This is a genomic window from Peribacillus sp. NPDC097675 (genome assembly GCF_050277655.1).
Classification (GTDB): Bacteria; Bacillota; Bacilli; order Bacillales; family DSM-1321; genus Peribacillus.
This window is the reverse complement of sequence record NZ_JBNNSK010000003.1, coordinates 335,747-348,475: the sequence shown is the minus strand read 5'-3', so window position 1 is coordinate 348,475 and position 12,729 is coordinate 335,747. Positions and strand designations below refer to the sequence as shown.

Sequence of the window (12,729 nt, the reverse complement as noted above, 5' to 3'; positions counted from 1 at the left end):
TTTCATTTTACAAGAAAAGACGGTTTTTTTGTATGCTTTTTTCAATAGAAAAAGGGCTGCCCTCAAAAGTCATTTTCCTGACTTTTGGGACAGCCCCTTTGTTTTATAGTTTTACGTGCCAAGAATTGCTTTTATCAACGAAGTCGTCTCTCCACCATGATAAATGACGTAAAGCAAAAGATAAACGGCCAAACCAGTGATGCCTGTGAAAAACCAGATAATGCTAGTCGTAGGACCGATTTTTCTATGTATGGCATATTTACCTTTTAACCCAGTCGTCAACATAATGATTCCCATTACAGCTCCAACAGTGGCAAGAGTGATATGGAAAATCAAAAAGATTGTGTAATAAATTTCAATATCCTTCGGTCCCCCAAAAGACGTGTTGCCTATAAAAACCGTTCTTGAAAGATAGATAGTGAAGAAAATAATCGCAAAAATTGCTGCCACTATCATGGTCTTCTTATGGGTCTCCACTCTGCGCTGTTTAATTTGATACCAGCCTATTGCAACAGTGATTGAACTTAATACAATGAATGCAGTACTTATTGTTGGAAGAATTGGTAAAGACATAAGATGTAGTCCTCTCTATATTTATTAATCAACTACTATTCTATAAGAGGTAATCGTAAAATACAATAAAAGCAAGCAAACGTAACACAATGCTCACTTTTATCGAAAAGCCAAGTAAAATGTCTAGCCTTTCCTGTCGATTCATGTTTTGTGAATAATTTCATAAGGATAGGTGGCCAACAATAAAGCATAGGAAAAACTTATCCACTAGGAACGCAAGCCTTGTACCCTTTCATGAAAAGACTATTTTACGGTCTGAAATTCCGATGGAATAGGATCAATTTCACTTCCTCCGCCATTCTCCTTTTTGAACCACTCAAAGAAAATGACTCCTAAGACATAGCCTAAAACAATTTCTTGGATGACTTTCATAAGTACTCCACCAAGCTGTTGGTCTTCTAGCAAAGGCAGTCCATTAAACATTTCCGGACCACTTAACGTCAATCCTGACAAAGCTGTGGCAGGTACACAAAGTTCCATAGCGCTTGCCCAAGATTCTGCATTGGTAAATGTATCATACATTGGAGAATCGGCAAAAATGATCAACGCACACGCTGGAGTCATTAAAATGCCACTTCCGAAAATATAGGCAACTTTTTTAACTCCAGAAAGGCTTTCATGTTCTGGAAGCTGATTAACTAAAGGAAACCACATTAAAACTGCTGTCGTGAACAAAATCACCGTATAGCCTGCGTGGACCAGCATGCCAGTTTTTATAAAGTCAAATACTAATGGAATATGATACAACGAGAAAAGAATATTAAATAGCATAAGTGCAAAGAGAGGCTTCGTGAAGAAGTGAAATAGTGACTTCACTCCCCTTACTTCCAATACAAATCTCCAGACCCATTTAGGTATCGCAATGATAAATAAAGGGGGGATCACTAAGTAAAGCAAGGCCATTTGAAACATATGTGCACTGAACATGATATGACTTAATAAATCGATTGGCGAACCTTTAACTACATAAAGAAGGACCATCGCCAATAAGAAATAGATTACCTGTTTTAGGGAAACAGGTGAACTATTCTGGAATCTATCCCTAAACTTCGTCACCATCATGAAATATCCAACGGTTATAAGCACAAGGGCAGTAAAATAAAATGGACTCCATAAAGCTCGAAAGCCAAAAATATCTATAGACATACAATCACCTCGTTCGTAAACTTTTTCCCATTCCTATCCTTCTATTATACCTAAAATTAAGTGCAGTAACAAATATAGATAAAGCTGGATTTTATTAGTAAACACTGATGATGCATAAAGAAAAACCGGCTATAGAAAATAGCCGGTTCCTTTCAGGTCATATCCAGACAATTGTTATAAAAGCTAGTACTGTGATCAAACCGACAGCAAGCCCAGAAAAGAGAAACAACGTGACAGTGCCATGTCCTTTATGCTTCATATGCATGAAATAATAAAGTTGAAAAATGACTTGTATGACCGCTAGAAGCAAAATGACTGGTTTAATGAACCAATGTGAAAATCCCTCTATGCCTACAGCCGCAAATGCTACTAAGGTTAGAAAAATCATAAGAGTAAAAGTTATTACTTGATGTTTCATCTCTTCAGCATTTTTCTTTCGACGATATTTTAAATCGACATTCGGGTTTGCTGAATTTGACTGTTCATTCGCCATCAGTTATCCCACCATTCCCATTAAATATACGACTGTAAAGATAAATACCCAAACTACGTCAATGAAATGCCAGTAAAGACTTGCTACATAAAATTTCGGGGCATTGTATAAAGTCAAACCCCTTTTCGCATTTCGTAGCATCAGTGATATGAACCACATCAAACCGAAGGCAACATGCCCTCCATGAAATCCGACTAACGTATAGAACGCCGAACCGAATGCACTGCTAGTAAAGGTGTGCTTAAATTCATGAACATAGTGGTTAAATTCATAAATCTCAAGACCAAGGAATCCAAGACCAAGGAATACAGTAATCAGAATCCAAGCTTGCATTTGTTTAAAATGGTTATTTTTCATGTGATACATGGCATACACACTTGTTAATGAACTGGTCAGTAACAGCATGGTAGCAACAAAAGTAAGAGGTAATTCAAATAAATCTTTTGCTAATGCTGCACTATCATTAGGAACTTTGTCCTTTAGTGCAAGGTACGTAGCAAATAGTGAAGCAAATAATACTGTTTCTCCGCCAAGAAACAACCAGAATCCTAAATATTTGTTTTTACCTTCTAAAGTCGCTTTCTCAGGGGAAGCAGGCCAAGTAGCATCCGTGAATTTTTCATCTGCTTGCATTATGCCTTAACCTCCTTATCGTCATCGTCCATAAGGTCTTCTTTATGAATATGATATCCATGATCATCTTTGACAGACCGAATGAACATGGAACCAAAAGTAATCAAAAGCCCAACAATGATTACAGGAAGTGTCCAAGTTTTATCATCCATGTGATATAAAGCACCGAATGCGGCTACGAATAAACCGAATGAAATTATTACTGGAAGGATAGAATTATTAGGCATATGAATATCACCAAGTGGCTCTGCTGGAGTCATTTCCTTTTTCCCTTCCATTTTCTCAACCCAATAAGGGTCCAAACCGCGAACTAGCGGAAGTTGCTTGAAATTGTAGAATGGTGGTGGTGATGGAATGGACCATTCAAGAGTACGACCATCTCCCCAAGGATCATTGCCAACTTTGACATTTTTAACAGACGTTATGATAACGTTGATGACTAGAATAATGACAGCAAATGCCATTAAGAAAGCCCCCACTGTACTTATCATATTTCCTGTATTAAGACCTTGATTATCTAAGAATGTGAATACCCGACGCGGCATACCCATCAATCCTAAGAAATGTTGAATGAAGAATGTCAAATGGAAACCAATCAAGAAAGTCCAGAAAGTAATTTTTCCTAATCCTTCATGTAACATCGTTCCAAACATCTTCGGCCAATAGAACGTAATTCCTGACAATAAACCTAATACCACCCCACCGACAATTACATAGTGGAAATGGGCAACAACGAAATAGCTATCATGAAACTGATAATCAGCAGGAGCGACGGCATTCATGATACCTGTCACACCACCCATTGTGAAGGATGGAATGAAGGCAACGGCATAAAGCATTGGCACCGTAAATTTTACACTTCCGCCCCACATCGTGAAGATCCAGTTAAAAATCTTAATACCTGTTGGAACGGCAATCGCCATTGTTGCAACCGCAAAGATTGCGTTGGCAATTGGTCCTAACCCAGTTGTAAACATATGATGGGCCCATACCATGAAGCCCAAGAAACCGATTAGCACGGTTGCAAATACCATGGAAGAATAACCGAATAATCTTTTTCTCGAAAAGGTTGCAAAAACTTCCGAGAAAATACCGAAGGCCGGAAGAATCAAAATATAAACTTCCGGATGACCGAATATCCAGAATAAATGCTCCCAAATAATCGTATTCCCCCCGGCTGCTACATCGAAGAAATTAGCTCCGAACATCCGGTCAAACATCATTAATACTAACCCTACAGTAAGCGGAGGGAACGCAAATAGTATTAAAGCAGAAACCACGAATGTTGACCATGTAAATAGCGGCATACGCATATAGGTCATTCCTGGAGTACGCATATTGATAATGGTCACAAGGAAGTTAATCCCTGCAATTAAGGTTCCCAAACCAGATATCTGTAATCCTAATACATAAAAATCAATACCGTGCCCTTCAGAGTGAAGGGATAATGACGCATATGAAGTCCATCCTGCATCAGGAGCTCCACCTAAAAACCATGAAAGATTCAGGAAGATACCCCCAAAGAAAAACAACCAAAAACCTAATGAATTTAAAAATGGGAAAGCAACGTCGCGCGCGCCTATTTGCAGAGGCACAACGGCATTCATTACAGCAAATACCAATGGCATGGCAGCCAGGAAAATCATCGTCGTGCCGTGCATGGTCAATATTTCATTATAAAATCCGGCGCTTACAAAATCATTATTCGGAATCGCTAGTTGGATACGGATAAACATCGCTTCCAAACCGCCGATTACAAAGAATAATCCGCCAGCAATTAGATATAAAATGGCGATTTTCTTATGGTCTACCGTGGTTAGATAATCCCAAATCGTAGCGCCAAAACCTTTTTTATTAGCGTGCGTACTCACGATTTAACCTCCTTAATCAATGTTCTATTTGTCTTCCACCTTAAGCTCCAAAAGATAAGCTGTCAGTGCATTAATTTCTGAATCAGAAAGCTCACCGTAAGTCCCGGTCATAGTATTACCCGGCTTATACTTTTCAGGATTCTTGATCCATTTCTTCACATTTTCTTCAGTGTGATCCAATACTCCCGCTACTCGTTCACGTTCACCAAAAGTAGCCAGGTTGGGAGCTTGACGGGCCGCTTCGGGTCTACTGTCATTAGGCGTAACCGCATGACACCCGATACAGCTTTTATTAAAGACTTCTTCCCCCTGCTTAGCAACATCCCCTTTTGCCACAGGTGCTTTAGCAGTCTTCATATTTTTAGTCCAAGTTTCAAAGTCGGATTTTGATTTCGTAACGACCTTAAAATCCATTAGTGCATGGGAAGGTCCGCAAAGCTCAGCACATTTCCCGTAGAACAAGTCATTTGAATTTTCAGCTTTTTTGCTATCGAATTCTAAGAAAAATGAATTAACTCCTTCAGTGTTTGTATCCATCTTTCCTCCGGCAGCCGGAATCCAAAATGAATGTTTGACATCTGAAGCTGTCAAGTTAAAATATACTTTCTGATCAGTAGGAACGACTAGATCCTGGCTTGTTATCACGCCTAAGTCTGGATACTCGAACTCCCACCAATAAAGGTTCGCCCTAACATTGACTACCAAAGCGTCCTTCGTTTTTCCATCCTTATCTTTTTTATCCATTGCACTTGTGTCATCTAAATCAAAAGTTGTGACGACAGTCGGAACAGCTAGAACAATTAAAAGAAGGATAGGAATAACAGTCCAGATAATTTCAAGTTTGTGACTTCCTTCAATTTGTTTCGGTATTGTCTCGTCGCCTTTTTTTCGGCGGAAGCGCAATAATACTACAACGAATAAAATAACGACTACAATAATTACCAGTACCATGATTAATGTACTCAACATCAGTAAGTCAAACTGTGTTTGCGCAACATTGCCAGCTGGCTTCAGCGTGGATAGAAATGGTTCACCGCAGCCCGAAAGGACAAGTCCTACAATACCCAGCAAAGCAATCAGGCGCCATTTGTGCAACCTTTTTTTCATAGCTTCAGAAACCCCTCTTTCATCAAAATTTTCTCACAAAAACAAAAAATGGGCGCAATTGCGAATATTCTCTCTATGTCAATTTCTATTAAAGAAAGAATCCCTAGACTAAGGATTTTTAGTGAATAATCAACCGCTCTATCAATGAAGGAATCTCGTGATGTTCTCTCTGAATAATATGTATGAGGCAATTAATTACCAAGTAAGGTACAGCTCATTCATTAACAAGCTGCAACCATATTTTAAATAAGTGTAACTATAACCATCGCTACAAATAATATAGTCATATAATTAAGCGAATATACAAACATGGAAGTAGCCCATTTAATGTCATTTTTATTTTTATACCCCTTTAATCCCAAAATGAGCCATCCAGTACTTAATAATGCTGCCAACACGACTAATGGGGTACCTAATGGGGTTAAAAAGAAGGGAATGAACATTAAAGCAATAATCCACAATAAAATTGATTTTTTTGTCCTTTTAAAACCTTTTATAACAGGGAGCATTGGAATCCCAGCTGCACGGTATTCCTCGACTCGCCTCATTGCAAGAGCATAAAAGTGAGGTGGCTGCCATAAGAACATAATCGCGAATAACACCCACGCAATCACATCAAGATTCGGGTCAATGGCTGCCCAACCAATCAGAGGTGGTACAGCACCCGATATACTACCTATTATCGTATTCGAGACAAATCTTCTTTTGAAAACCATTGTGTAGAGGACTACATAGGCAAAGACGCCAAATGCTCCAATCAATAACGTGGTCATATTAGTCAATGCAAGAAAAATAAGGCCTGCAGCAATCAACCCAAAGCTTAGAAACAATACCTTGGAAGGCTGTGCTTTACCAGTAACAGTCGGACGATTTTTTGTTCTTTCCATCAAATGATCGATATCCCGATCAAAGTAATTATTAAAACAGCAGGATCCAGCCATGATTAGAGCCGACCCTACAAGAGCATAAAACACTACATCAAGGTTACTGAAAAAGCTAAGTTCCGAAAAGTGAATAGCTAACCACACACCAGTAAAAGCTGTGATTATGTTTGAATTGACAATCCCCACTTTAATAAGTGCGAGAAAGTCTTTCCAAGCTGTAGTTTCTGGTATATCCGATTGAAGGGTGGCTTTACTGTCTTTCAGGACAGCTTCGGACATACCCCTTGTATCTGACATTGGTTCTCCTCCTTTGAATCATCCACAAACATGCAAAAGTAAAAGTTTACACTTATTACATCTTATAGAACATTATTTCATACTTTTCAATATTTGTAACCAAGGAAGCGCAAACAAAAAGTAAATAAATTACCAATGTCCTTTACCATCGGCAGCCCTCGGAAGTTCATCAGATTCTCAATACTTTATAGCATACTTAGATAAAAGTAAAAATCAGTAAAATCATTTCTTCAATATATTAAAACACATTTTTGGAAGCTTTTGTGAAATTTTTTAGTATTATTCTTGACCAAATTGTGTCGAGAACTTTTTAATGAAAAGCGCTTTCAGCATTAAAAAATGCTAGTAAGTACATTCAGTGATTATTATATCAATATCCTGCATTTTACACATCTTTACTCTTTTTTACATTTCCCACTTCTTATACTTTTAGCAAATTTTCTTATATTTTTCAACCATAACCATTGTTCTCATATAAAAACACACTTTTTTCTAACTTGTAAAATCATGCTATTTTGTGTAATATCGAGGAGATTCTACAAATATTTATGAAATACTTTATGATATGATGATAGTAACAAATTTTTATAAACCTAACTAATTTGACTCCAAGAAAAAGGTGGGACTACTAGTGAAATCGTCTCTTAAATGGTTGGCTGTTTTAACTACGATTGTAATGCTCTTTATCTTAATAGGGGGGGCTTTAGTCACAAAGACAGACTCCGGTATGGGTTGTGGAAGATCATGGCCTTTATGTAACGGTCAATTTATCCCCGAAAAAATCACGTTCGAACTGGTGATAGAACTCTCCCATAGACTTATATCAGGTGCAGGTGGACTTTTGGTCCTTCTATTATCAATTATGTCTTGGCGAAAGATAGGCCATATTAGGGAAGCTCGCTTTTTATCCATCATTTCCTTCGGCTTCCTCGTTCTTCAAGGATTAATAGGGGCAGCTGCCGTCATATGGTCACAATCTGATTTCGTCTTGGCTCTTCACTTCGGTATTTCCCTGATATCCTTTGCATCTGTCTTATTGCTAACCCTATTGATTTTCGAAGTGGATAAAAAATTTGAAGCTGAAAAACTTATTGTTGATAAAAGAATGAGATTTCACATTACAGGCATTTTAATTTTTTGTTTAATAGTCGTTTATACTGGCGCACTCGTTAGGCATACCGAATCTAGCCTAGTCTGTAAAGATTGGCCTTTATGCGGGAATGGGAACTTGATTCTACCTACCAATATCTATGAATGGATTCAAATGGGGCATAGGGCGATAGCCGGAATAATTTTCTTTTGGGTATCATACGCCACATTTTTGGCACATAAGCACTATAAACATCAAAAAGTCATATATGGTGGTTGGAATGTTGCATTCATACTCGTTTTTTTGCAAGTGACCGCCGGAGCTTTCATCATTTTTTCAAAACAGAATTTGTATATAGCCTTGGCACATGCCTTATTTATTGCCTGTTTTTTCGGGGTAATGAGTTATCTGCTGCTCCTCACTACAAGAAGCAGGAGAAACGCTTTGATAGTTGAAAAGGATAATACGGTCCCAACGATTAATGAACAAGACGTGAACGTGACATCCCCAACCATTCCCGCTCGCTAACGTCTGATTTTTCACACAATAAAAGCCATCATTCGTTGAATGATGGCTTTTACATGCTTTTAATAGTGGAAAGAGAATGGAGGCCTACGGGCAATTATTAATCCTGTAGACCTCCATTATCGTCCTTCACTTATTCTCTTAATCTCTTACTTTGAGATTTCAATCAATAAATCTCCTGTACTTATCGGTTCTCCATCTTTAACATGGATGTCCTTAATTGTCCCAGAGAACGGAGCTTGAACAGTTGTTTCCATTTTCATAGCTTCTGTAATGATAAGGTGATCCCCTTGCTTGACTTGATCGCCTTTTTCTACTACTACACGGATGACTGTACCAGGCATCGTAGCTGCGATATGTTCTTTGTTTTTCGCATCAGCTTTCATTTTGGTTTGTACGGACGATTTAATGTTCTCATCTTTGATGATTACCTCACGAGATTGACCATTCAATTCAAAATAAACCACTCGTGTACCATCAGCCAACGGCTGTCCGATAGATACCAATTTAACGATAAGGGTTTTACCTTTTTCTATCTCGACTTCGATTTCTTCCCCTAATCTCATGCCGTATAAGAAAGTGGCTGTGTCTAAATTGGATACATCACCAAATGACTCTATCGTTTTATTATAATCCAAAAATACTTTAGGATATAGGGCATATGCAAGCACATCAAAATCAGTGACTGGACGACCCAATTCTTTGAATAATTCTTCTCTGAGCGCTTCAAAATCCACATCTTCTAATAGTTCACCAGGTCTTACTGTAATTGGTTGTTTCCCTTTAAGGATAACTTCCTGCAATTCTTTAGGGAAACCTCCCGTTGGTTGTCCCAAATATCCTTCGAAAAGTTCAATAACGGAATCAGGGAAATCAATGGTTTGACCTTTTGTAAGTACATCTTCTTCCGACAGGTTATTTTGTACCATGAATAAGGCCATGTCACCTACCACTTTTGATGAAGGCGTAACTTTAACGATATCTCCAAACATTACATTGACGCGTTGATACATTTCCTTCACTTCATGCCACCGTTCCCCAAGTCCTACAGCTTTAGCCTGTTGTTGTAAATTACTATACTGTCCACCTGGCATTTCATGCTTATAAACTTCGGTATGAGGTGCGTTCATTCCGCTTTCGAAGTCTTTATAGAACTTCCGTACCTCTCCCCAATATTCTCCTAAACGTTCAAGTGATTCCACTTCCAATTTCGGCTGTCTTCCCGAGCCTTCTAATGCATAATGAAGAGTTTGAATGCTTGGCTGCGACGTTAAACCAGCAAGAGATCCAATGGCCGTATCAACGATATCCACTCCAGCTTCAATGGCTTTTGAGTACATATAGATTCCATTTCCGCTCGTATCATGCGTATGCAAATGGATAGGAAGGGAGGTCGTTTCTTTCAATTCTGATACCAAACGGTAAGCAGCGTCCGGTTTTAAAAGTCCAGCCATATCCTTGATAGCTAAAATATGAGCACCTGCATGTTCCAATTCCTTCGCCATATCTTTATAGTAATCGATATTGTATTTACTGCGTGACGGGTCATTCAAATCGCCGGTATAACAAATGGCCGCTTCAGCAATTTTGCCGGATTGACGAACCGCATCAATAGCAACCTCCATGCCTTTTACCCAGTTAAGGCTGTCGAAAATACGGAAGACATCTATGCCAGCTTGCGCTGATTTCTCGACGAATTCCTGAATGACATTATCCGGGTAATTTTTATATCCGACTGCATTGGAAGCTCTTAAAAGCATTTGTAGAAGGACATTAGGTGTTTTCTTCCTGAAACTTAATAAACGCTCCCATGGATCTTCTTTCAAGAAACGATAGGCTACATCAAATGTTGCCCCTCCCCACATTTCCATGGAAAATAGGTTAGGAAGTAATTTCGCTGTAGGCTCTGCAATATCTAAAATATCCTTGGATCTAATTCTTGTTGCCAATAAGGATTGATGCGCATCACGGAAGGTCGTGTCGGTAACTAACACTTCTTTCTGTTCCTTGATCCAGTTTACCAGCCCTTCCGCTCCCTGCTCATCTAAGATATTTTTCGTACCTGGGATGAGAGGTAGATTACTAACCTTCGGAATCGGTGCAGGATCAAAGACAGGTTTTTTCTTTGTTTCCACTCCCGGGAAGCCGTTAACCGTGACATTTCCGATATACGAAAGCATTTTTGTTCCACGGTCTTTTCTAACTGGGAAATTAAATAGTTCAGGCGTTGAGTCGATAAACGAAGTATCGTACTCTCCCGTTAGGAAATTCTTATGTTTGACGACATTTTCAAGGAATGGGATGTTTGTCTTGATTCCACGAATCCTGAATTCTTTCAGGTTACGCACCATTTTGGAGGCAGCTTGCTCGAATGTTAGCGCATGTGTTGAAAGCTTAACGAGCAAGGAATCATAATAAGGTGTAATCACAGCACCTTGGAATCCATTACCTGCATCCAAACGTACTCCAAATCCTCCTCCTGAACGATAAACCATCATTTTACCCGTATCAGGCATAAAGTTATTCAACGGATCTTCTGTTGTTACCCGGGACTGAATGGCAAAGCCATGTGTGCTGATCCCAGCTTGTTCAGGGATACCTATCTTTTCGCCATGGAGCTCATGCCCTTGTGCAATCATGATTTGCGTTTGAACGATATCGATACCAGTAATCATTTCTGTAATCGTGTGCTCCACCTGTACCCTTGGATTGACTTCGATGAAGTAAAACTCTCCATCTGCAACAAGGAATTCAACTGTACCCGCATTAACATAGTCAATATTTTTAGCCAATTTGACTGCGGACTCACATATCTTTTCTCTAAGTTCCACCGGAAGGGATACGGAAGGTGCAACTTCCACCACTTTTTGATGACGTCTTTGTACCGAACAATCACGTTCATATAAGTGAACGGTATTACCATGGGTATCCGCCAATATTTGGACTTCAATATGCTTTGGATTTTGAATGAATCTTTCTACATAAACTTCATCATTACCAAAGGCCGCTTTCGCTTCTGATTTACAGCGATTGTATGCTTCTTCGGTTTCATCCATTTTTTCAACAATACGCATGCCGCGACCGCCACCGCCAAGTGAAGCTTTTATAATGATGGGAAAACCATACTTTTCACCGAATTCTTTGACTTCCTCCACGCTTGTAACAGGTCCGTCGCTTCCTGGAATAACCGGAATACCAGCCAATTCAGCCTGTGTTCTTGCCTTTACTTTGTCCCCAAACATATCTAGGTGCCTTGATTCAGGTCCAATGAAGATGATTCCTTCTTCTTCACAACGTTTAGCAAAATCTATGTTTTCTGAAAGGAATCCATAACCCGGATGAATAGCGTCAACTCCACTCATCTTAGCGATTTCAATAATTCCTTCAATGTCCAGGTATGCGTCGATCGGCTTTTTACCTTCACCAACTAGGTATGCTTCATCAGCCTTATATCGGTGATAGGATCCGTAATCTTCCTTGGAATAGATTGCAACTGTACAAATGTCTAATTCCGTACATGCCCGAAAAATCCGTATCGCAATTTCTCCACGATTTGCCGCAAGTACCTTTTCTATACGTTTAACCATTGCTACCACCCTAATCAATATGTATTTTTTAAAAAATAAATATATAGAAAAAAAGTGTGAGTGATATCACAACTTTTAAATCTCCAGTTCGCAGAGTAACTTTCCATATTATCCCTAAATTATTATTGTACATTAATTCATTTCTCTTATTTAACAATTCAAAGTAGTATAAAACTAAATTTTTAAATAATTACTATTATTATGATATATCAACTTTTTATATTTTTCACTTTAACAATCAATTAATATAACCATAATACTAAAATAAACTGAATACAATAAAAAAATAAAAAATTCTTTTATTTCCATTACTAGGAAATATACAATCCGCTCTTAGTCGTAGTACCAATGGTTCAGCGATAAGATATAGATTTCGAGGTATGTCGATACTTAGATGCCTGCTAAAACCATTTGTATCAAATTACATATAAAAGAGGACTAACAATGACTGTTACACCCGATTAGTATAACACTTTTATATATAGTATAACTCTTATTTTTTTATGTATATAAATAAAAAACT

9 protein-coding genes are annotated in these 12,729 nt (G+C 38.5%); 1 reads left to right on the top strand and 8 read right to left on the bottom strand.

Features of this window, described 5'->3' with window-relative positions:
* Window positions 1-111 precede the first annotated feature (111 nt).
* From ACQKL5_RS07190 to cyoE, 7 genes are all read right to left on the bottom strand, one after another.
* On the bottom strand, window positions 112-573 hold the full coding sequence (locus tag ACQKL5_RS07190; protein WP_427607525.1) for a DUF420 domain-containing protein: 462 nt from the start codon (window positions 571-573) through the stop codon (window positions 112-114).
* 243 nt (window positions 574-816) lie between these two features.
* Window positions 817-1,719 carry a cytochrome c oxidase assembly factor CtaG gene (gene ctaG, locus ACQKL5_RS07185; protein ID WP_427607523.1) on the bottom strand — a complete coding sequence of 301 codons (903 nt, stop codon included), beginning with the start codon at window positions 1,717-1,719 and terminating at the stop codon, window positions 817-819.
* Between the two features lie 157 nt (window positions 1,720-1,876).
* A complete protein-coding gene (ctaF, locus tag ACQKL5_RS07180; RefSeq protein WP_427607522.1) occupies window positions 1,877-2,212 on the bottom strand; it encodes a cytochrome c oxidase subunit IVB in 336 nt (111 codons plus the stop codon).
* Between the two features lie 3 nt (window positions 2,213-2,215).
* Window positions 2,216-2,845, bottom strand: coding sequence for a cytochrome (ubi)quinol oxidase subunit III (locus ACQKL5_RS07175; protein ID WP_427607520.1), 630 nt, complete (start codon window positions 2,843-2,845; stop codon window positions 2,216-2,218).
* Window positions 2,845-4,716, bottom strand: a complete 1,872-nt coding sequence (gene ctaD / locus ACQKL5_RS07170; protein WP_427607518.1) for a cytochrome c oxidase subunit I — start codon at window positions 4,714-4,716, stop codon at window positions 2,845-2,847. Before ctaD ends, ACQKL5_RS07175 begins: the two co-directional genes overlap by 1 nt.
* 24 nt (window positions 4,717-4,740) lie before the next feature.
* Window positions 4,741-5,823, bottom strand: coding sequence for a cytochrome c oxidase subunit II (coxB, locus tag ACQKL5_RS07165; RefSeq protein WP_427607516.1), 1,083 nt, complete (start codon window positions 5,821-5,823; stop codon window positions 4,741-4,743).
* Between the two features lie 242 nt (window positions 5,824-6,065).
* The gene (cyoE, locus tag ACQKL5_RS07160; protein ID WP_427607514.1) at window positions 6,066-7,004 is read right to left on the bottom strand and encodes a heme o synthase; all 939 of its coding nucleotides are present in this window, start codon (window positions 7,002-7,004) and stop codon (window positions 6,066-6,068) included.
* Window positions 7,005-7,635: 631 nt separating this feature from the next.
* On the opposite strand from cyoE, the gene ACQKL5_RS07155 reads away from it, so the two are divergent.
* The gene (locus ACQKL5_RS07155; protein ID WP_427607512.1) at window positions 7,636-8,622 is read left to right on the top strand and encodes a COX15/CtaA family protein; all 987 of its coding nucleotides are present in this window, start codon (window positions 7,636-7,638) and stop codon (window positions 8,620-8,622) included.
* 146 nt (window positions 8,623-8,768) lie between these two features.
* Here the strand turns inward: ACQKL5_RS07155 and pyc are convergent, their stop codons facing one another.
* Window positions 8,769-12,206: a pyruvate carboxylase gene (pyc, locus tag ACQKL5_RS07150; protein ID WP_427607510.1), complete on the bottom strand. Its 3,438-nt coding sequence runs from the start codon at window positions 12,204-12,206 to the stop codon at window positions 8,769-8,771.
* Window positions 12,207-12,729: the final 523 nt, after the last annotated feature.